The following is a 20343-nucleotide window of genomic DNA, read 5'->3' as shown; positions in this document are numbered from 1 at the left end:
CCGCGTGTTCGGACCTGGGATAACCACCATTACTCGTCAGTTCCCCAAACATACGCCCCCGCCTGCGGCAGCCCAACATGCGCCAGCACGCGCCAGACAAACTGCCGCGCCATCTCATCCGAATCCACAGGCTTGTTATAAAACGAAGGAATCACCGGAAAAATCACCGCCCCCGCCTCTGCAGCCAGCGTCATATTCCGCAGATGAATCCGGTTGAACGGCGTCTCCCGCACGCAAAGCACCAGCGGTCGCCGCTCCTTCAGCGTCACATCCGCCGCCCGCGCAATCAGCGAATTGGCAAGCCCATTCGCAATCGCCGCCAGCGTGCCCATCGAGCACGGCAGCACAATCATTCCGGCGGAAGGATGGCTCCCGCTGGCAATCGCCGCCCCAATATTCGCATCCCCATGCGAGACAGTCTTCTTCGGCGCGAAACCAAGCAGCTTCTCCACCAGCTCATTTCGCCCGGAGATGCCAAGCTCTTCCCCAATCACCCGCAGCGAATTCTCCGAAGCCACAAAATGCACGCGGCTAACGCGCTCATCCGCCTCAAGCGCCCGCAACAACTCCCGCCCAAAAACAGCGCCAGAAGCTCCGGTAATCGCAACGGTGATTTCCATACAAGCAGCTACTCGCCCAGCACCCGCTCAAAAATCGCATCCACATTCCCAAGCTGCCGCGTGTAATCAAATGTCTTTTCGAGCTTCTCAGGCGAAAGCAGCACAGTAATCTTCGGGTCCTTAGCAACCTCATCGCGAAAGATCAAATCTTCCTTCCATGCCCGCATCGCATGGCTCTGCACCAGCCGGTAAGCATCCTCGCGCATCATCCCCGCCTCAGCCAAATCCAGCAAAAGCTGTCCCGAGAAGATCAACCCACCCGTAGACTCCAAGTTCTTCTTCATCCGCTCCGGATACACCAGCAGCCGGTCCAGCAAATCCGTAGTCTTCGCCAGCAGATAGTCCGCCAGAATCGTAGAATCCGGAAAAATCACGCGCTCCACCGAGCTATGCGAGATATCCCGCTCATGCCACAGCGCCACATTCTCAAACGCCGCCTGCGCATTGCTCCGCAGCACCCGCGCCAGCCCCGAAATCTGCTCCGAAATAATCGGATTCTTCTTATGCGGCATCGCCGACGAGCCCTTCTGCTTCTCGCTGAAGTACTCCTGCGCCTCGCGAACCTCCGTCCGCTGCAAATGCCTCACCTCAACCGCAATCTTGTCCAGCGTCGAGCCCAGAATCGCCAACGCCGAAATATACCCCGCATGACGGTCGCGCTGAATCACCTGCGTAGCCACCGGCGCCGCCTTCAATCCCAGCAAAGCGCAAATACGCTCCTCATGCTCCGGCTTCAAATGCCCAAACGTCCCCACCGCGCCCGACAACTTACCCACGCGCATATCTTCCGCAGCCGCATCAAACCTGGCCAAATCGCGCTGCACTTCCGCAAACCAGTTCAAAAACTTCAGCCCAAACGTCGTAGGCTCCGCATGAATCCCGTGCGTGCGCCCAATCGTAGGCGTGTGCTTGAACTCAACCGCCCGGCGCTTCAACACAACAAGCAGAGCCTCAATCCCCTCGCGAATCTTCGCCGAAGCTTCCTTCACCTGCAGCGCCTGGGCCGTATCCACCACGTCATTCGACGTGAGCCCATAGTGCAGCCACCGCGACTCCGCATCCAGCCCCTGCGCCTTCAGGCTCTCCGCAACCGTCGTCGTAAACGCAATAATGTCGTGCTTAACCTCAGCCTCAATCTCGCGAATCCGCTCCACCGTAAACGTAGACTTCTCTTCAATCGCCTTCGCCGCCGCAGCGGGAATCACGCCATCCTCCGCCAGCACAGCCGAGGCCGCCGACTCAACCTTCAACCAGAAGCGGTACTTGCTTTCTTCCGTCCAGATATTGCCCATCGCGGGCCGCGTATAGCGATCAATCAAGGGAGAACTCCTCAGCTAAAAAAGTAGTATCAGCGCAAAACAAGCCCGGCAAGGCAGTCTTCCACCTTGCCCACAGCCGCAAAGTGCGAAGGGCCAACTCTTCATTGTATGGGAATCAGCAAACAGCGCAGCCGCGCCGCGAAACTTAACCGCGAGGAATCCCGAGCCGCTGATACAGCTCGTCATACAGCAACCCGCGCCCCGGCGCATACGGCTGCCACCACTCGCCATCAATCACCATCTGCGGAATCGCCCGCTTGCCCACATGCCGCATCACTTCATCAAACGCTTCAGGCTTCTCTTCCACGTTAATCTCGGTATATTCCACACCGTGAGTATCCAGAAATTCCTTGGCCGAGCGGCAGTCGCGGCACCATGCAGCGGAGTAAACTTCAACTTTCATACACGGAATTGTAACCTTGGAAAGCAACATGGCAACAGGGCCATGTCAAGGAGAACGGTCACAGATGACACCGGACGAAATCAAGACACTCCTGCAACTTGCTCCCCATCCCGTCGAAGGCGGCTGGTTCCGCCAGACCTACAAATCCACCGCCACAGTGGAAACCCCAGCCGGAACCCGCGCCGTCGGCACCGCCATCTACTACCTGCTCGAACCCGGTACCTTCTCCGAAATGCACGCCCTCACTTCCGACGAAGTCTTCCACTTCTACCTCGGCGACCCGGTAGAAATGCTCCAGCTCCACCCCGACGGCAGCACAAAAACCATCCTCCTCGGCTCCGACCTCGCCAAAGGCCACCAACTCCAGCTCACCGTCCCCGCTGGAGTCTGGCAAGGCACCCGCTTGCTCCCCGGCAGCAAAGTCGCCCTTCTGGGCTGCACCGTCAGCCCAGGCTTTGACTTTGCGGACTACACCGGAGCAAGCTATGCTGAGCTGGCAGAAAAATGGCCGTCGGAATCCGAACGCATCCGGGCCCTCACAAGAAGTTAAAGAAGCACCTCAACAGCTACATGCAAACTACTGAATTGCCCTCACATATGGGCAATCAAGGAGCAGACACGATGCACGTTAATCGCAAGTTGGTTCCACTCGCCGCTCTGACCCTGGCCACCGCTCTCTCGCTAGGCGGATGCAAAAGCAACACCACCCCACCTCCTCCGCAACAGGCGCAAACGCAGCCCCCGGCAGCCACTCCCGCACCGGACCAGAGCCAGCCAGCGCCCGCAGCTCCTGCTCCGCAGACTGCACCCGCCGCACCAGCACCGGCTCCCGCAGCTTCAGCTCCGGCCCCTGCACCAGCCGCAGCCGCTCCAGCGCCTGCCCCGGCGCCTGTAACTCCGCCGCCACCGCCGCAGCCCGTCACCCTCACCATTCCCGCGGGAACGCAGTTGACCGTACGGCTTGACCAGGCTCTAGGCTCCAAAATCAGCCAGCCGGGCCAGTCGTTCACGGCAACGGTCATCAAGCCGGTCATCGTAAGGGGCACAACCGTCATCGCCGCCCGTTCGCAGGCCTCAGGCACCGTAACGGACGCCACCGCCCTCGGCAAAATCAAGGGCGAAGCGCGCCTCAGCATCACCCTGCAGCGTGTTCAAACCGTCAACGGAAGCCGCCCCATCGCCACCAGCTCGGTTGACCGCGTCATCCAGGGCAAGGGCAAGCGCACCGCCATCATGGGCGGCGGCGGAGCAGGTCTCGGAGCCATCATCGGCGGCATCGCCGGCGGCGGCAAGGGCGCACTCATCGGCGGACTCGCTGGTGGCGGCGCTGGCACAGCCGGTTCCGCCTTCACCGGAAACAAGCAGATTGTTCTCCCCGTAGAAACACTGCTGACCTTCCGCCTCACGCGTTCCATTCAAGTCACGCAATAACTGCAACGCAGCAAAAAGGCCCACCGCCAAGGTGGGCCTTTTCCATTTATCTCCGCAATTCTGGCCAGATGCACAAAAGGCACGGGGCTTTAGAGAGTATCCGACGAATGGTTTGGAAGGGTACAGGCTTTAGCCCCTGAGGCATGCTTTTGCGCTTGCCCCCATCACCGCCGCTCTCGAAAAAAACTCCGCAACATCTCCGCCGATTCTGCCGCCCCAATCCCCTGCTCCACCAGCATCTGGTGATTCAGCTTCTCGTGATTCAAAACGGAAAGCACCGACCCCGCAGCCCCAGCCTTCGGATCAGCCGCCCCAAACACCACCCGCTCCAATCGCGCATGAATCATCGCGCCGGCACACATCGCGCAAGGCTCCAACGTGGCATAAAGCGTGCAACCCAGCAGCCGGTAATTCCCCACTGCCGCCGCTGCCGCCCGCAAAGCCACAACCTCCGCATGGGCCGTAGGGTCGTTATCCCGCAGCACGCGATTCTGCCCGCGCGCCACAATCACGCCCTCATGCACAACCACCGCGCCAATCGGAACCTCGCCGCCTTCAGCAGCAAGCCGAGCCTCCGCAAGCGCAGCGTCCATAGCTTCGCGGTCAGAAATCATGCTTTTGATGGTAAGGCCGCCGGCTGCTGCTGCGTCATGCAATGCAACGTACCCAACCCCCACACCAAATCCACCGCATGAATCCCAATCACCTCGCGCCCCGGAAACACCTCCGCCAGGATATTCAGCGCCACGCGGTCATTCGGATCATGAAACGTAGGCATCAGCACCACGCCATTCGCAATATAGAAATTCGCATAGCTAGCCGGCAACCTCTGCCCACGAAACACCACAGGCTTAGGCAGCGGCAGCTCCACAATATTGAATTGCTTGCCATCCAACGTGCGCGCCGACTTCAGCCTCTGCAAATTCTCCGCCAACGGCTCATGGTTGTAGTCGCTCGTATCCGGCTCCACCGCCGTCACAATCGTGTCAGCAGCAACAAAGCGCGTAATGTCGTCCACGTGCCCGTGCGTGTCATCGCCAGCAATGCCGCGCCCAAGCCAAAGAACTTTATCTATCCCAAGATAGTCAGAGAACGCGCGCTCAATTCCCTCGCGGCTCACTCCCGGATTCCGCTGCTGCACTTCACTCAGCAAGCACTCCTCCGTAGTCAGCAAAACTCCCTGCCCATTCGTATCAATCGATCCACCCTCAAGCACCAGCCGCTTCTTGCCCGACACAGGCTCCCACGCCGAAGCTTTCAGCAGCTTCGCCGCGTGCCCCGGCAGCTTGTCATCAAGCTCCCAGTCGTCATACTTTGCCCACGCATTAAAGTGCCAGTTGGTAATCGCCGTCTGCCCCTTGGCATTGCGAACAAAAATCGGCCCCGAATCCCGCGTCCACACACGATTCGTCGGCCAGCGGTGAAAGTTCACATTTGCAAGATTCGCGCCATCGCGCTCCAGCATGCTCTTCACGCGGCCTTCGGCAATCGCATCCTGCACCAGCAGCTGCACCACCTCATTCCGCGCCAGCAGCCGCACAATCTCGGCATACAGCCACGGAATCGCCTGAAACTTCCCCGGCCAGTCTTCCGGATTATGCGGCCACGCCAGCCACGTTGCCTCGTGCTGTTCCCATTCGGCAGGCATGCGATAGCCCAGTTGCCGCGGAGTCTTTTGCAAAGCGTCGGTCATCGCTACTTCGCATCTCCATCCGGCGCCCATGCACGCACAGGGTCCAGAAAGCGCTTCGTAATCGACGAGTAAGCATCAATCCGCCGGTCGCGCAAAAACGGCCAGTTCCGCCGCGTCTCTTCCATCAGCGCCGGATTGATCTCCGCAACCAGGACCTCTTCGTCCGTATGCGAAGCCTTCGCCACGATGCGCCCAAACGGATCAGCAAGGAAGCTGCCGCCCCAGAACTCAAGGCCGTCTCCCTCTACGCGATTCCCCAGCACATCGCCATTTTCCTTACCCACGCGATTCACGCCGGCAACGTACACGCCGTTCGCAATCGCATGCGCCCGCTGAATCGTCTGCCACGCATCATATTGTGCCGCGCCAAACTCATCCTTCTCCGCCGGATGCCATCCAATCGCCGTCGGGTAAAACAGCACCTCAGCCCCTTGCAGCGCCGTCAACCGCGCGCCCTCGGGATACCACTGGTCCCAGCAAACAAGCGTGCCCACGCGTCCCACCTGCGTGTCAAAAGCCTGGAAGCCCAGATCGCCCGGCGTAAAGTAATACTTCTCGTAATAAAGCGGATCATCCGGAATGTGCATCTTCCGGTACACGCTCGAAATCTCACCCGCCGGATTCAGCGTCACAGCCGTGTTGTGATAAAGCCCCGGAGCCCTCCGCTCAAACAACGAAGCAATCACCGTCACGCGCAGCTCCGCCGCCAGCTTGCCCAGCCGCTGCGTCGCAGGCCCAGGAATCGGCTCTGCCAAATCAAACAGCCGCAGGTCTTCACGCTGGCAGAAATATTGTGCCTGGAACAGCTCCGGCAAACAGACAATGCCGGCGCCCTTTCCGGCAGCAGTGCGAATGCGTTCTTCCGCGGCGGCAAGATTCACCGCCGGGTCCGGGCCCATGCTCATCTGCACAAGGCCGACTTTGTATTTGCGCGCAGTAGTCATCCGATTTTCTTCCCGTTCATAAGCAAGGCCAACCCCGCCGCGCGGAATTGGCCTCTGCTGATTGCGTGCCTGAACATGCACTCTCTGGCTGGCTCAAAAGCCATTTTGGAAAACAAACGTTACCGCTTGAGTTTATCGCATTCTGCATCTTCGGCACAGTCAGGACGAAATTTTACGCGGCGTTCACACACCACCTGCTTTTTCATCAGCCAAAGCCATTCCCTCACCGCGCTCAAAATCTTTTGCACTCCTCGAAACTTTTCTCCCGCCTTCGTGTCTCACCAAACATGAACCAGCTCGTCAGGATCGGACTGCTCCTATACTGCGGCCTCTTCACCGCAACAGGCGCACAGGCACAACAACCACCCAGCCAGCCCGCTCCTCCGCCTGCCGTTCCAGACACAAACCCCGTCCCCCTCGAATGGACTCCGCCGGCCTTAGCAACCTTAAGCGCTCAGGCATCGCTCAAAGACAGCTTCACCCTCGACCGCAACATGCTCCGCCTCGCCAGTGGACTCATCCCCAACACGGACGAGCCCACCCGCAGCGCCTTCAACAAGCTCGACGGCGTCAGCGTACACATTCTCCGCTTCGGCAACGGCATCCCCGATGAAGGAGCCGTCAACGCCATCCGCGAGTCCTACCATCTCCGTGGCTGGAAGCACTACATCACCACCAGCGGCGACGGTGGCCCTGTCCACAACGGCCACACCGATGTATGGACCGTCCTAGACGGCATGAACGTCCGTGGCGTAGTCTTCCTTGCCGAAACCCCGCGCTCCGTAACGCTCGTCACCGTAGCCGGCAACCTCAGCCCCGTGGACATCTTCCACCTGCGCGGCCATTTCGGAATCCCCAAGTTCGACGACAGCACGATACAGCGCTGACTCGCACCCGTGTCCAGCAACACACCACCATGTGACGCGCCGCGTTGCCACTCCTGATTTCCCAGTGGTAGGCTTCCTCTTTGCTTTTTCATTCCATCCAAGAGGACACTGCCACTGCCATGTCATCCACGTATAACGGCCTTTCGCTGCCCACTGACGGGCAGCCCATCACCTACGAAAACGGCAAATACACCATCCCCGACAACCCCATCATTCCCTTCATCGAAGGCGATGGCACCGGCCGCGACATCTGGAAAGCATCCCAGCGAGTCTTCGACGCCGCTGTAGAAAAAGCCTACGGCGGCAAGCGCTCCATCAAGTGGTTCGAAATCTTCGCCGGTGAAAAAGCCTACAAGCAGTTCAACACATGGCTCCCCGACGAGTCCGTCAACGCCGCCCGTGACCTCCGCGTCTCCATCAAAGGACCGCTCACCACGCCCGTAGGCGGCGGCATCCGCTCCCTCAACGTCGCGCTTCGCCAAATCCTCGACCTCTACTCCTGCGTCCGCCCTGTCAAGTACTATCAGGGCGTTCCCAGCCCCGTGAAGCACCCTGAAAAGGTAGACATCGTAATCTTCCGCGAGAACACCGAGGACGTGTACTCCGGCATCGAGTTCAAGGAAGGCTCCGAAGATGCCGCCAAGCTCCTCGACTTCCTCAACAACGGCCTCCTCTCCAAAACCAAGAAGAAAATCCGCCTCGACTCCGGCGTAGGCATCAAGCCCATCTCCATCTTCGGCACCAAGCGCCTCGTCCGCTATGCCATCAACCATGCCATTGAGTCCGGCCGCAAAACCGTCACCCTCGTCCACAAAGGCAACATCCAGAAGTTCACTGAAGGCGCATTCCGCGAGTGGGGCTACGAAGTAGCAACACAAGAGTTCCGCGAGCACACCGTCACCGAGCGCGAAAGCTGGATACTAGGCAACGTCGAAGCCAACCCCAGTCTCACCGTCGAACAAAACGCCGCTCTCATCGAGCCCGGCCTTGAATTCGCCCCGCAATCCTTCCGCGACGAGCTCTACGCCGAAGTCAAAGGCGTCCTCGACTCCATCGGCAAGTCGCACGGCAACGGCGCATGGAAGTCGAAGATTCTCATCAACGACCGCATCGCCGACTCCATCTTCCAGCAAATCATCATCCGCCCGTCGGATTACTCCATCCTCGCCACCAGCAACCTCAACGGCGATTACATCTCTGACGCAGCCGCAGCACAAGTCGGCGGCCTCGGCATCGCCCCCGGCGCCAACATCGGCGACGGCTATGCCGTCTTTGAAGCCACGCACGGCACCGCCCCCAAGTACGCCGACAAGGATGTAATCAACCCCGGCTCCGTAATCCTCTCCGGCGTAATGATGCTCGACTTCTTAGGCTGGAAAGAAGCCGCGCGCCTAGTAGAAACCGCCATGGAAAAAACCATCCAGCAAAAATTCGTAACCTACGACTTCGAGCGCCAGACCGAAGGCGCAACCAAAGTCGGCACCAGCGAATTCGCAACACGCATCATCGGCAATATGTGAGACAGCTTCTAGCTATTAGCTCTTAGCTTTTAGCTATTCTGTTATCAGTTCGACAATTATGCGCTTGCCGAAAAAGAGTTTGTTCGACCAGTCTGCTCAAAACACGGCCAGCAGAACGCTTTGCAGCTAAAAGCTAAGAGCTAATGGCTAAAAGCTCAGGAGAATTTTGAAATGCGCAAAAAAGTAAGCATCATCGGCGCCGGCAACGTAGGCGCAACGGCAGCCCACTGGATCGCCTCCAAGGAACTCGCCGACGTTGTCCTCATCGACGTTGTAGAAGGCATCCCGCAGGGCAAGGCGCTCGACCTCGCCGAATCCATGCCCATTGAAAAGCGCGACGTGCAGCTCATCGGAGCCAACGACTACGCCGCCACCGCGAACTCCGACATCATCGTCATCACCGCCGGCATCGCCCGCAAGCCCGGCATGAGCCGCGATGACCTGCTCAACACCAACTTCAAAATCATGTCGGATGTCGTCTCGAAGGTCGTAGCGCAGTCGCCCGAGTCCATCCTCATCATCGTCTCCAACCCGCTCGACGCCATGGCGCAGACCGCCTTCCGCCAGGCTGGCTTCAACCGCGAGCGCGTCATCGGCATGGCCGGCGTTCTCGACTCCGCCCGCTTCCGCACCTTCATCGCAGAAGAGCTCAAAGTCAGCGTAGAAAACGTCACCGCATTCGTCCTCGGCGGCCACGGCGATACCATGGTTCCGCTCCCGCGCTACTCGACGGTTGCCGGCATCCCCATCACCGAACTCATCGCTCCCGAGCGCCTGGAGCAGCTAGTCCAGCGCACCCGTGACGGCGGCGCGGAAATCGTCAAGCACCTCAAAACCGGCTCAGCCTACTACGCCCCCTCCGCGGCCGCCGTAGAAATGGTAGAAGCCATCCTCAAGGACAAGAAGAAAATCCTCCCCTGCGCAGCCTACCTGCAAGGAGAGTACGGCATCAGCGGCTACTACATCGGCGTTCCCTGCAAGCTGGGCGCCGCTGGCCTTGAGCAGATCATCGAAATCAAGCTCACCCCCGAAGAAGACGCCGCCCTCAAAAAGTCCGCAGAAGCCGTCAAGGAACTCTGCGCTGTCATCGGCGTCTAGTTCAACTCAACATCACACAACAAAGGGCCGCACCAGCGGCCCTTTTTCTTTTACATATACCCAAAACTCTGGGTGCCGCATTCATGCGACGCATTTTGTCGCATGAATGGGATACCGACACCGCTCGCTCTCATCTTTCCACTAGACCAATTCAAGCAGCGAATCTCCACATTTCGATGGAGAAATCCCTCAACCTTCCATCCGTTGCCTGTCCTCACAATGCGCTGTGATGCTGAGCAGCACATTATGAAACCACTTTTATCTTCCCTGCTGCTTTTGCTTGTCTCCGCCAGTGTGCACGCACAAGACCAGAACTTCTACGCGCGTTTCTCCGCACGTACTTCGGCCATCCAATCCAAACAGCCAAACTGGCCGCCGCCGCTCGTCACCACCTACACCGGCCTCTTCCAGGTCGTTCGCACGGACATACTCCACCAGATCACCCCCACGCGCACCGGCACATGGAACATCGACAACAGCAAAGGCGTCAGCTTCATCCCCTTCAATCCCGTAGAAATCGACGTAAACCTGCCGCCCTACATCTTCCACAATGCGCCCGCCGTAAAAGACGGCTGGGGCGACATGTCCTTCCTCGGCAAAGCCCGCCTCGCCAGCGGCAACGAAACCCACGGCCACTACGTCATCAGCGTCTTCGCCCTCGCCACCGTACCCACCGGCAACTACAAAAACGGCTCCGCCAACGCCAGCATCGCGCCCAATCTCGCCATAGGCAAAGGCTTCGGCAAATTCGACATTCAAACCACCGCCGGAACCACGCTCTACACCAGCAAACCAGCAACCACAACAACCGGCAACCCCGTAGCATGGAACGCCGCCGCGCAATACCATCTCGCCAAATTTGTATGGCCGGAACTCGAAAGCAACGCCACATGGTTCAAAGGCGGCTCCAATCACGGCAAGATGCAGGAGTTCGTCACTCCCGGCCTGATCGTAGGCAAGCTCAAGCTCCACCCCAGCGACCCCAAATCCCGCCCCGGCCTGGCCGTAGGCGCAGGCATGCAAATCGCCACCAGCCACTTCCACAGCTTCAACCACTCGTTAGTAATGACCGCCCGCTGGATCTTCTAGGTCACAAAATGACTCGCGTCAATCTCAACAAAACTGGGTGCTGGGTGCCCCATTCATGCGACGTTTTTTGTCGCATGAATGGGATATATAACGCCCTTTATAGCTTTTGCCTTTTATCTACAACCCTGTCCCCTATCTCAAAAACCTCTGCACCACCGGCCCAAACTGATCTGCACACTGCGTAGGCGCAAGATGCCCGCATCCTTTCGCAATCTCCAGCTTCGATTGCGGCACAAGCGCGTGCATCTTCTCACCCAGACTCAGCGGCGTAGTCTTGTCCAGATCGCCCCACAAAAACAGCACCGGCATCTTCAACTGCGGCAGCATCGCATCCGTCACATCACCATCCGCGTTCAGCATGGAGTTCATCGCCTTATGAATCACCCACGCATTCTTCGCTGAAATCCGCAAAATATCGCGATTGATAAACTCCGGCGCATGCGGCGGATTCGGAATCAGCAGCTCCGTCAACTGCCACAACTCATCATCATTCGTCGGCGTAAACAGGTTCGTATTCCACGTCGGCCTCTCACTCAGTCCCACGCTGTCAAAAACCATCAGCCGTCTCACTCGTTCCGGATGCGCATGCGCCACAATCTGCACAATCCATCCGCCCATGGAGTGCCCCGCCAAATCCACCTGCCCCAACCCCAGCGCATCCAGAAAACCAACAACCACATTGGCCTCATCCCGCACCGAGTAAGAAAAGTCCTTCGGCTGCTCACTCTTCCCATACCCCGGCAAATCCAGCGCATACACGCGAAAACCGGCAGCAGCAACATACGGCATCAGGTTGCGCCAGTCCTCCACATGCCCGCCCAGTCCATGCACCAGCACCACCGGAGCGCCATTCTCCGGCCCCAGCGCAATGTAGTGCACCTTGTAGCCGGAAACCGTAACCTCATGGCTCTCAATCCCCTGCGAGCGCATCTGAAAATCCACCTGCCAGTTAAAAAACTCCACCGGCCGCAGATAAAAACTCACACCAAGCGCAGCAATCAGCAACAACACCACACCCGGAATCCAAATCCGTTTTCGAATCGCCATCTTCTATTTGTCTCCCATGTGCAGCGCCTTGGCCCGCTGCCATCCCGCTTCAACAATCCGCACCATCATCGCATCCAGCTTCAGCGCCGAGTGGCTATTCCACTCCGCCCGCTCCACCCATCGCACAGCCGCAGCATCAGAAGCAGCCTCAAGCTCCCCACCAACCACCTTGCAAAGATAATCCGCAACAACGTAATGGTAGCGAACCCGTTCGCCATCCCGATAAATCCTGTCCACCAACTCAATCAGCTCAACAACCTCAACCACCAACCCCGTCTCTTCCCGAACCTCACGCACAACCGCATCCGTAAGCGACTCCCCCAGCTCAATCAACCCACCCGGCAGCGACCACTGCCCAAGCCCCGGCTCCGTGCCGCGCTTCACAAGCAACACGCGCCCCTCATGCACCACCACCGCGCCAACGCCCACCAACGGCATCTCAGGAAACTCTCTCTGCATACCCACTACCATAAAGCCAACCCCATACAAGAAATGTCAGGCAGCAACAGGTAGGCCGGGGATTTATCCCCGGCAATCAAGAACCCAAGGAAAAGCACTGGGCTTTAGCCCCTGAGGTTTTGCTTTTGTCTTCTACTCCCTATCCCCTGCCTTCCCAACATCTCCGCAAGATTCCGACATCCCACCCACGCATCTTTTCCCCCAAAGTGGCATCCTTAGTAAAGAGGAACTTATGGCAGAACTAACTTTGCAAGTTGATGGAATGCACTGCGGCGCATGTATCCGCCGCGTAGGCCAGGCGCTCGCCACCGCGGGACTCAACGCAGCAGAAGTCCGCGTAGGTGCGGTACGCATCGAATCCGCCACCGCAGAAACCGAAGCCAAGGCCATCGAAGCCATCGCCAAAGCTGGCTACAAGGCACACGTCACAGCCGCAGCGAGCAACTAACATGCCCACGCAGGCAACAGAGTCCATCACACTGCCCGTCGTAGGCATGACCTGTGCCGCCTGCCAGCACCATGTCGAAGAAGCTCTGCTCCACACCAGCGGCGTCGAAGAGGCCCGCGTGGACCTCATGGCCCACCGCGCCCACATCCTCTTCGACCCCGCCATAGCGCAGCCCGACACGCTCGTCACCGCTATCCGCAACGCAGGCTATGACGCAGTCCTCCCCCACGCCAACGGCGAGCAGCAACAGGAACAACTCCCCAACCTGCACTACGGCCTCAAATCCGCCGTAGCCATCGCCGCCGGGCTCGTGGCAATGGTGCTAACCATGCACCCCGGCCAGCCCATGCACATGGCTGAGCCCAGCCTGATCGACTGGCTCCTGCTCCTAATGACCGCAATTCTCGCCCCCTGGGCCGGACGCACCATCTACATCAGCGCATGGCGCGGCCTGCTCCACGGCACGACGAACATGAACACGCTCGTCTCCCTTGGCACCAGCGCGGCATTTCTCTATTCCGCATTCGTAACCATTTGGCCTCACTTGAATCATGGTCCCGCTCAAATGGTCTACTACGACGCGGTCTTAATGATTCTAGGCTTCCTCTTGTTAGGCAAAGCCCTCGAAGAACGCGCCAAGCACCGCGCCCTAGCCGCGCTCAACGCCCTCAGCAAAGCGCAGCCCGTCACCGCCCGCCGCATCGTGGACGGAGCCGAAGCCATCGTCCCCCTCGAAGAAATCCGCCCCGGCGACCGCGTCCTCGTTCTCCCCGGCGAGCGCTTCCCCGTAGACGCCACCGTAGCCACTGGCCGCACCACCGTAGACGAATCCATGCTCACCGGCGAATCCACGCCGCTCGAACGCACCACCGGAGGCCGCGTCCTCGCCGGCTCGCTCAACTACGACGGCGCAGTCGAATGCGTAGCCAGCTCCCTCGGCGAAGAAACTGTCCTCTCCCGCATCACCCGCCTCGTCGAACAGGCCCAAAGCTCCCGCGCCCCCATGGAACGCCTCGCCGACCGCGCCTCCGCCATCTTCGTCCCCGTCGTGCTCGTCCTCGCCGCCATAACCTTCGCCGCATGGCTCCTCGCCACGCATTCCCTAGCGCAATCCATCGCCAGCACAGTGGCAGTGCTCGTCATCGCCTGCCCCTGCGCCATGGGACTCGCCGTTCCCGCCGCCCTCACCGTAGCAGTAGGCCGCGGCGCACAACTCGGCATCCTCTTCAAAGGTGGCGAAGCCCTCGAACGCCTCGCCAACTCCGACACCATCGCCCTCGACAAGACAGGCACGCTAACCGTAGGCCGCCCCGTCCTTCAAGCCGTACACTCATTCAGCACATTCGACGAGCCAACGCTGCTACGCCTCGCAGCCTCCGCCGAAGAACGCTCCAACCACCCCTTAGCCCACGCCATCGTAGACCACGCCAAAGCCGCCAACCTCACATGGCCCACCGCGGAAGACGTACAAATCATCCCCGGCCGCGGCCTCACCGCCCGCGTTGAAAATCACGAAATCATGCTGGGCAACGCCGCCCTCTTCGCGGAATCCTTCCTCAATCTCCCCGAAAACATTGAAGCCCCCACCCCCGGTGTAACCCGCCTCTGGATGGCCGTAGACAACACCCCAGTCGCATACTTCGACGCGCAAGACGCCCTGCAACCCAACGCCGCAGCCGCCGTTGCACAGCTCAAAAAATCCGGCCTCTATCTCCAGATGCTCACCGGCGACTCCGAAGTCGCCGCAAAATCCATCGCCGCGCAACTCGGCATCACCGCCGTAGAATCCTCCCTCGACCCCGCCGGAAAACTCGCCGCCATCCGCGCCCTGCAGCAGATAGGCCGCAAAGTAGCCATGGCTGGCGACGGCATCAACGACGCCGGAGCACTCGCCCAGGCCGACGCCGGAATCGCCATGGGAGCCGGAGCCGACCTCGCGCAGGAAGCAGGCGACGTCCTCCTTCTCCGCTCCGAAACCGCCGCCATCCCCGCCGCGCTCGGCCTCGCCCGCCAAACCATCCGCATCATGCGCCAAAACCTCTACTGGGCCGCAGGCTACAACCTGATAGGCATCCCATTAGCCGCAGGAGCCCTCTACCCCGCCTTCCACATCCTGCTAAGCCCCTGGGCCGCCGCAGCCGCCATGGCCTTCAGCTCCGTAAGCGTCTTAGCCAACAGCCTGCGCCTCCGCACCTGGAGCCCAGCCAGGTAAGCCTTTCGGTCCCCAGAGTCCCCGTCTTTCATACCCCTGTACCCCGTCTCCTGCTTGTTAAACTGAACCAAGAGCAGACATGCGCATCCTGACCCGCTACATCCTCGGCGAAATCCTCTCCCACGCCCTCATCGGCTGCGCATTATTCACCTTCATTCTCTTCATGCCGCACCTCCCGCAGATTCTCGAAACGGTCGTGCGCAACAGTTCCACCTTCTCCAACGTCGCGGAAATCTTCCTCTTCACACTGCCCTATCTGCTCAACGTGACCATCCCCATGTCGGTCCTCGTCGGCATCCTGCTGGGCCTCAGCCGCCTCGCCGCCGACAGCGAAATCATCGCCATGCGCGCCGGCGGCCTCGGCGTCGGATACTTCGTCCGCGTCTCCTCTATCGTTGCCCTCGGCGGCTGCGGTCTCGGTCTTCTCAACTCGCTCTATGTCAATCCCAAAGCCAACCAGGCCATCCTCGACATGGAGCAGCAGCTAGCCGCCTCGCAAGCCTCCTATCAAATCGAGCGCGGCGTCTTCATTGAAGACTTCCGCAACTTCGTCCTCTACGTGCAGGACGTCCGCAGCGGCACCGGAGCAGCCAACTGGCGTCAGGTCTTCATGGCCGACGTCTCCGACCCGTCCACCCCGCGCATCACCACCGCCACCTCAGCCACCGTCGTCAGCAACAACACACAAGAGCTCATGATGCGCCTCCGCGACGGCCAGCGCCACGAAAACACACCCGAGCAGGCTGACCAGTACAGCGTCTCCGCCTTCTCCACCACCGACCTCGCACTAGACCTCAACCCGCAAAACACCGCGCACCTCGGCCGCATGGACACGGCCATCTACGCCATCCCCACCAGCGACCTCCTCAGCCGCATCCACGCGCCCACCACCACACGCCCCGACCGCCGCCGCTTCCTCATCGAGCTCAACACCCGCTTCGCCTACCCTGCGGCTTGTTTAGTCCTCATGCTCGTAGGCGTACCGCTAGGCATCGTCTCCCGCCGCGGAGGCAAAAGCTCCGGCTTCGTCTTCACGCTCCTGCTCGTACTCCTCTACTACATCCTGTCCTATACAGGAGTAGCCATCGCCCGCCAGGACAAGCTCCCCGTCTTCGCCGGCGTCTGGATGGCCAACATCCTCTTCGCCGCCGCAGGCATCTTCCTGCTCTGGCAAATGGCCAACGGAGGCCGCGTCCTCTCCGCCATCGTCTCGCTCACCGCGCGCACCCCCAAGCTCAACCCCGCCGCCGCCCTCCATGAAGGAGGAGAAAAACTCGGCAGCTTCTTCGAGCGCCTCCAGCCCCGCGCCCTCCGCAAATCCACCGGAGGCTTCCCGCGCATCCTCGACGAGTACGTAATCCGCCAGTTCCTCAACACCTTCTTCATGGTCCTCAGCGGATTCGTCCTCCTCATGCTCGTCTTCACCTTCTTCGAGCTAGTAGGCGACATCATTCGCAACCACATCTCGCTCATCATCGTCGGCGACTACCTGCTCAACCTCACCCCCTCGATGCTCTACAGCATCGCGCCTCTTGCGGTACTCATCGCCGTGCTGGTCACCTTCGGCGTCCTCAACCGCAACAGCGAAATCATCGCGATGAAGGCCACCGGCATCAGCCTCTACCGCCTCGTCGTCCCCATCGTCTCCATCGCCGCCATCCTCTCCATCTCGCTCTTCCTCTTCGACGAGTTCTATCTCCCGCAAGCCAACCGCAAGCAGGAATCGCTCCGCAGCACCATCAAAGGCCGTCCCCCGCGCACCTTCCTCAACCCCGAGCGTCAATGGATCTTCGGCCAGCCCGCTCACGGCGAGCCCGACCGCATCTTCTACTACCAGTTCTTCGACCGCGATCAGGAAGCCTTCGCCAACATGTCCATCTTCGAGCTGGACCCGAGATCCTTCGCCGTCACCCGCCGCATCTTCGCCTCCCGCGTAGTCTGGGACGGCGACGCCCACACCTGGCGTTTCCAAAACGGCTGGGAGCGAGACTTCGACGGAGCCAACCAGACCAACTTCCGCCAGTTCATCAACACCAGCTTCAGTGAAATCCATGAAGAGCCCAGCTACTTCTCGAAAGAAAGCCTGCAATCGCAGGAGATGAACTTCGGCCAGCTCGACAAATACATCCGCGACCTCCGCCAAAGCGGTTTCGACACCATGCGCCTCCGCGTAGCCCTCTGGCACAAACTCGCCTACCCGCTCATAGCCATCGTCATGGCCATGCTGGCCATCCCCTTCGCCCTCAGCATGGGCCGCCGCGGCAGCCTCTCCGGCATAGCCGTGGCCATAGGCGTAGCACTAACCTACTGGGTAATCGACAACCTCTTCGGAGCCATGGGCAACGTAAATTATTTGCCCGCACCACTAGCCGCCTGGTCCTCAGACATCCTCTTCGGCCTGACCGGCGGCTATTTGTTGTTGCGCACGCCAACGTAAAAGCAGCTCTTAGCCTTTAGCTATTAGCTTTTAGCTTGTTCCCTGTACTCCATAAGTTCCGTGCCCCATCCTTGCGACTTCTTTCTGTCGCAAGGGTGGGACACCACAAAAGTCCGCACTCCCACCACCGAGCTAAGAGCTAATAGCTAGGAGCTAACAGCTAAAATAAAACCATGCTTCGCTCCCTCCGCCCCCTCTACTCCTACATGCGCCGCTACTGTTGGGGCTATGTCTGGGGCACGCTCTTCGTCATCGGCACCAATATCGTCTCCGTCCAATTCCCCCGCGTAGTAGGCAAAACGGTTGATTCCCTCACCCACCCCTCCACCACCCGCAACACCATCCTCTTCTACATCGGCCTCATCCTCGCCATCGGCGTCGTCAAAAGCCTCTTCCTCTACGCCCAGCGCTGGGTCCTCATCGGCATCTCCCGCGAAATCGAGTTCGATCTCCGCAACGACCTCTTCCTCCATCTAGAAAAGATGGATTCCGGCTTCTACCGCAGCTATCGCACCGGCGACATCATGGCCCGCATGACCAACGACCTCAACGCGGTCCGCATGCTCCTCGGCCCAGCCATCATGTACAGCGCCAACACCATCCTCTTCTCCGTCGGAGCGCTCTACTACCTTCTGCGCATCAGCCCCACACTCACGCTCGTAGCCATGCTCCCCGCACCGCTCGCGTCTCTGCTCGTGCAATACCTCGGTCGCAAAATCCACGACCGCTTTGAAAAAATTCAGGAAGGCTTTTCAGAAATCTCCTCGCAAGCCCAGGAGAACTATTCAGCCAACCGCCTCGTCCGTGCCTTTGCACAGGAAGAAGCGCAAATCGCGCAGTTTGAAAAACTCAACCGCAGCTACATCGCCCGCGCCCTGCGTCTCGTGCAGCTCATGGGCATGCTCTGGCCCACGCTGGAATTCATCCTCGGCGGCTCCATCATCCTCACGCTGCTCGCCGGCGGCCACCAGGTCATCACGCACCGCATCACCGTAGGCCAGTTCGTCGAATTCAACACCTACATGCTGCTGCTCATCTTCCCCATCATTGCCCTCGGATGGGTCGTCAACATCTTCCAGCGCGGCACCGCGTCGGTCAAACGCATCGACGAGATGATGCGCGAGCAGCCCTCCATCGACAACCGCGACGCCGACCAGTCCATCCCCGAAACCACCGTCCTGCGCGGCGAAATCGAATTCCGCAACCTCAACTACAGCTACGGCGATACCAAAGTCCTAGACAACGTAACGTTGCACGTCCCCGCCGGCTCCAGCCTCGCCATCGTAGGTCCCACAGGCTCCGGCAAAACCACACTCGTCAACACCATCTCGCGCATGCTCGAAGCCCCGGACGAAACGCTCTACGTCGATGGCCGCCCCGTCCGCCAATATCCCCTCAGCGTCCTCCGCCACAACATAGGCATGGTCCCACAGGAAACCTTCCTCTTCAGCGAAACGCTACGCGAAAATCTCCTCTTCGGCGCGCCCACCGCAACCAGCGAAGAGATGCTGCAGGCAACCAAAGCCGCCCACATCCGCAAGGAGTTCGAGGAGTTCCCGCAAGGCTTTGAAACCATAGTAGGCGAACGCGGCGTCACCCTCTCCGGCGGCCAGAAGCAGCGCACCGCCATCGCCCGCGCCCTGCTCCGCCGCCCGTCCATCCTGATCCTCGACGACGCCCTCGCTTCCGTAGACACCTACACCGAAGAGCAGATCCTCAACGGCCTAAGCAACTACTCGCAGAACGCAACAACCATCCTCATCTCCCACCGCGTCTCGACAGTCCAGCACGCTAACCAGATCGCCGTACTCGAAAAAGGCCGCATCGTAGAACTAGGCACACACGAAGAGTTATTAGCGTTAGACGGCTACTACGCCAGCCTCTTCCAAAAGCAACAACTGGAAGAAGAACTAACAGTAGCCTCCTAACCACCAGTACTTGTCATCCTGAGCGAAGCGCTTTGGAGCCCCATGAACGTTTTTTGTTCATGGGGAAGGCGGAGGGAAGGATCTGCGGGTGCCTTTATATAGTCTTTGCTCTTTATAGCTTTAGCCGTTTATAGCCTCCGCCGTTTATCTACAAACCCTGTACCCCGTCCCCTGTACCCTGCTCCCCCTAAGTAATCGCCAGCACTACAGACTTAATCTTCCGACGCACTCTACCCAACACGGATTCCCGCCCGCCAATCCCGGCTTCCAGCTCTCTCAAAGCCTTCTTCACTGAAGCCTCATGCCGCACAAAATCCGTCTCCGGATTCAACGGCGCATTATGTCGAATCACCTCATCCGACAACCACAGCGCCGGTGCATTTCCCACAAACCGCATCTTCAGCGAAACCGCCACCCGCTGCAAATCCCGCGCGCAATGCGTACCGCCATGCCCGCCATACGTCACAAAAGCAGCAGGCTTATCCCGCCACTCCCGGTAGAGATGGTCAATGGCATTCTTGAGCACCGCAGGATAGCCCCAGTTAAACTGCGGCGTAACAAACACAACTGCATCCGCGCCCCCAATCTTCTCGCTCCATGCCCGCGTGTGCGGTTGTGCATACTCGCTCAACGCCGGAATCCCCGGCTCATCATCCATCGGCAGCCACCAATCCGCCAGGTCAACAACCTCATAGCTCAGCCCGGTGCTGCGCTCCCCTATTCCGCGAACCCAATCTGTAATCTTCGGACAAACCCTCCCTGCCCGCACGCTCCCCATCACCAGCAGCACTTTTTTACCGTCGCTCAT

19 protein-coding genes are annotated in these 20343 nt (G+C 59.6%); 10 read left to right on the top strand and 9 right to left on the bottom strand.

What is annotated here, in order from left to right; translation table 11 throughout:
• Positions 1-29 precede the first annotated feature (29 nt).
• The 3 genes from AC5S3R_RS20295 to AC5S3R_RS20285 form a co-directional block, all read right to left on the bottom strand.
• Entirely contained in the window at positions 30-620 is a 591-nt protein-coding gene (locus AC5S3R_RS20295; protein ID WP_494269021.1) for a UbiX family flavin prenyltransferase, read from the bottom strand.
• A gap of 8 nt (positions 621-628) precedes the next feature.
• Positions 629-1939 carry an adenylosuccinate lyase gene (gene purB / locus AC5S3R_RS20290; protein WP_494269020.1) on the bottom strand — a complete coding sequence of 437 codons (1311 nt, stop codon included), beginning with the start codon at positions 1937-1939 and terminating at the stop codon, positions 629-631.
• A gap of 145 nt (positions 1940-2084) precedes the next feature.
• The gene (locus AC5S3R_RS20285) at positions 2085-2342 is read right to left on the bottom strand and encodes a glutaredoxin family protein (RefSeq protein ID WP_494269019.1); all 258 of its coding nucleotides are present in this window, start codon (positions 2340-2342) and stop codon (positions 2085-2087) included.
• Between the two features lie 64 nt (positions 2343-2406).
• Between AC5S3R_RS20285 and AC5S3R_RS20280 the strand changes: the two genes are divergently transcribed.
• Together AC5S3R_RS20280 and AC5S3R_RS20275 are read left to right on the top strand one after the other, a co-directional pair.
• On the top strand, positions 2407-2892 hold the full coding sequence (locus AC5S3R_RS20280; protein ID WP_494269018.1) for a cupin domain-containing protein: 486 nt from the start codon (positions 2407-2409) through the stop codon (positions 2890-2892).
• 71 nt (positions 2893-2963) lie between these two features.
• Entirely contained in the window at positions 2964-3773 is an 810-nt protein-coding gene (locus AC5S3R_RS20275) for a hypothetical protein (protein ID WP_494269017.1), read from the top strand.
• A 164-nt stretch (positions 3774-3937) separates the two neighbouring features.
• On the opposite strand, the gene tadA is transcribed toward AC5S3R_RS20275, so the two are convergent.
• Genes tadA through AC5S3R_RS20260 form a run of 3 tightly spaced genes read right to left on the bottom strand, consistent with a single transcriptional unit; the run spans position 3938 to position 6410 of the window.
• On the bottom strand, positions 3938-4387 hold the full coding sequence (gene tadA, locus AC5S3R_RS20270; protein ID WP_494269016.1) for a tRNA adenosine(34) deaminase TadA: 450 nt from the start codon (positions 4385-4387) through the stop codon (positions 3938-3940).
• On the bottom strand, positions 4384-5466 hold the full coding sequence (locus AC5S3R_RS20265) for an agmatine deiminase family protein (RefSeq protein WP_494269015.1): 1083 nt from the start codon (positions 5464-5466) through the stop codon (positions 4384-4386). Before AC5S3R_RS20265 ends, tadA begins: the two co-directional genes overlap by 4 nt.
• 2 nt (positions 5467-5468) lie before the next feature.
• Entirely contained in the window at positions 5469-6410 is a 942-nt protein-coding gene (locus AC5S3R_RS20260; protein WP_494269014.1) for a carbon-nitrogen hydrolase, read from the bottom strand.
• 287 nt (positions 6411-6697) lie between these two features.
• On the opposite strand from AC5S3R_RS20260, the gene AC5S3R_RS20255 reads away from it, so the two are divergent.
• From AC5S3R_RS20255 to AC5S3R_RS20240, 4 genes are all read left to right on the top strand, one after another.
• On the top strand, positions 6698-7297 hold the full coding sequence (locus AC5S3R_RS20255; protein WP_494269013.1) for a hypothetical protein: 600 nt from the start codon (positions 6698-6700) through the stop codon (positions 7295-7297).
• Between the two features lie 119 nt (positions 7298-7416).
• A complete protein-coding gene (locus tag AC5S3R_RS20250) occupies positions 7417-8817 on the top strand; it encodes an NADP-dependent isocitrate dehydrogenase (protein WP_494269012.1) in 1401 nt (466 codons plus the stop codon).
• A gap of 171 nt (positions 8818-8988) precedes the next feature.
• Positions 8989-9915, top strand: coding sequence for a malate dehydrogenase (gene mdh, locus AC5S3R_RS20245; RefSeq protein WP_494269011.1), 927 nt, complete (start codon positions 8989-8991; stop codon positions 9913-9915).
• A 246-nt stretch (positions 9916-10161) separates the two neighbouring features.
• A complete protein-coding gene (locus tag AC5S3R_RS20240; protein WP_494269010.1) occupies positions 10162-11004 on the top strand; it encodes a transporter family protein in 843 nt (280 codons plus the stop codon).
• A gap of 132 nt (positions 11005-11136) precedes the next feature.
• Here AC5S3R_RS20240 and AC5S3R_RS20235 read toward each other — a convergent pair whose 3' ends face one another.
• Positions 11137-12051 carry an alpha/beta fold hydrolase gene (locus AC5S3R_RS20235; protein ID WP_494269009.1) on the bottom strand — a complete coding sequence of 305 codons (915 nt, stop codon included), beginning with the start codon at positions 12049-12051 and terminating at the stop codon, positions 11137-11139.
• A 3-nt stretch (positions 12052-12054) separates the two neighbouring features.
• A complete protein-coding gene (locus AC5S3R_RS20230) occupies positions 12055-12510 on the bottom strand; it encodes an NUDIX hydrolase (protein WP_494269008.1) in 456 nt (151 codons plus the stop codon).
• 232 nt (positions 12511-12742) lie between these two features.
• Here AC5S3R_RS20230 and AC5S3R_RS20225 point away from each other — a divergent pair, with 232 nt between their 5' ends.
• The 4 genes from AC5S3R_RS20225 (at position 12743) to AC5S3R_RS20210 (ending at position 19535) form a co-directional block, all read left to right on the top strand.
• Positions 12743-12958: a cation transporter gene (locus tag AC5S3R_RS20225; protein ID WP_494269007.1), complete on the top strand. Its 216-nt coding sequence runs from the start codon at positions 12743-12745 to the stop codon at positions 12956-12958.
• A 1-nt stretch (position 12959) separates the two neighbouring features.
• Positions 12960-15170: a heavy metal translocating P-type ATPase gene (locus AC5S3R_RS20220; protein ID WP_494269006.1), complete on the top strand. Its 2211-nt coding sequence runs from the start codon at positions 12960-12962 to the stop codon at positions 15168-15170.
• 79 nt (positions 15171-15249) lie between these two features.
• Positions 15250-17607, top strand: coding sequence for an LPS export ABC transporter permease LptG (gene lptG / locus AC5S3R_RS20215; RefSeq protein ID WP_494269005.1), 2358 nt, complete (start codon positions 15250-15252; stop codon positions 17605-17607).
• Positions 17608-17780: 173 nt separating this feature from the next.
• Positions 17781-19535 (top strand): ABC transporter ATP-binding protein, encoded by a 1755-nt coding sequence (locus AC5S3R_RS20210; protein WP_494269004.1) that lies wholly within the window; start codon positions 17781-17783, stop codon positions 19533-19535.
• A 187-nt stretch (positions 19536-19722) separates the two neighbouring features.
• Here AC5S3R_RS20210 and AC5S3R_RS20205 read toward each other — a convergent pair whose 3' ends face one another.
• Positions 19723-20343: an NADPH-dependent FMN reductase gene (locus AC5S3R_RS20205; protein ID WP_494269003.1), complete on the bottom strand. Its 621-nt coding sequence runs from the start codon at positions 20341-20343 to the stop codon at positions 19723-19725.

The sequence above is a fragment of the Occallatibacter sp. FHG110214_02 genome (genome assembly GCF_059115385.1).
This window is presented reverse-complemented; position numbering and strand designations above follow the sequence as displayed.

Coding starts and splice junctions, on each gene's coding strand:
- AC5S3R_RS20225 (WP_494269007.1), top strand. CDS start 12,743: ATGGCAGAACTAACTTTGCAAGTTGATGGAATGCACTGCGGCGCATGT.
- AC5S3R_RS20295 (WP_494269021.1), bottom strand. CDS start 620: ATGGAAATCACCGTTGCGATTACCGGAGCTTCTGGCGCTGTTTTTGGG.
- AC5S3R_RS20220 (WP_494269006.1), top strand. CDS start 12,960: ATGCCCACGCAGGCAACAGAGTCCATCACACTGCCCGTCGTAGGCATG.
- AC5S3R_RS20230 (WP_494269008.1), bottom strand. CDS start 12,510: ATGCAGAGAGAGTTTCCTGAGATGCCGTTGGTGGGCGTTGGCGCGGTG.
- AC5S3R_RS20260 (WP_494269014.1), bottom strand. CDS start 6,410: ATGACTACTGCGCGCAAATACAAAGTCGGCCTTGTGCAGATGAGCATG.
- AC5S3R_RS20250 (WP_494269012.1), top strand. CDS start 7,417: ATGTCATCCACGTATAACGGCCTTTCGCTGCCCACTGACGGGCAGCCC.
- AC5S3R_RS20265 (WP_494269015.1), bottom strand. CDS start 5,466: ATGACCGACGCTTTGCAAAAGACTCCGCGGCAACTGGGCTATCGCATG.
- AC5S3R_RS20285 (WP_494269019.1), bottom strand. CDS start 2,342: ATGAAAGTTGAAGTTTACTCCGCTGCATGGTGCCGCGACTGCCGCTCG.
- AC5S3R_RS20205 (WP_494269003.1), bottom strand. CDS start 20,343: ATGAGCGACGGTAAAAAAGTGCTGCTGGTGATGGGGAGCGTGCGGGCA.
- tadA (WP_494269016.1), bottom strand. CDS start 4,387: ATGATTTCTGACCGCGAAGCTATGGACGCTGCGCTTGCGGAGGCTCGG.
- AC5S3R_RS20255 (WP_494269013.1), top strand. CDS start 6,698: ATGAACCAGCTCGTCAGGATCGGACTGCTCCTATACTGCGGCCTCTTC.
- AC5S3R_RS20240 (WP_494269010.1), top strand. CDS start 10,162: ATGAAACCACTTTTATCTTCCCTGCTGCTTTTGCTTGTCTCCGCCAGT.
- AC5S3R_RS20210 (WP_494269004.1), top strand. CDS start 17,781: ATGCTTCGCTCCCTCCGCCCCCTCTACTCCTACATGCGCCGCTACTGT.
- AC5S3R_RS20280 (WP_494269018.1), top strand. CDS start 2,407: ATGACACCGGACGAAATCAAGACACTCCTGCAACTTGCTCCCCATCCC.
- lptG (WP_494269005.1), top strand. CDS start 15,250: ATGCGCATCCTGACCCGCTACATCCTCGGCGAAATCCTCTCCCACGCC.
- mdh (WP_494269011.1), top strand. CDS start 8,989: ATGCGCAAAAAAGTAAGCATCATCGGCGCCGGCAACGTAGGCGCAACG.
- AC5S3R_RS20235 (WP_494269009.1), bottom strand. CDS start 12,051: ATGGCGATTCGAAAACGGATTTGGATTCCGGGTGTGGTGTTGTTGCTG.
- AC5S3R_RS20275 (WP_494269017.1), top strand. CDS start 2,964: ATGCACGTTAATCGCAAGTTGGTTCCACTCGCCGCTCTGACCCTGGCC.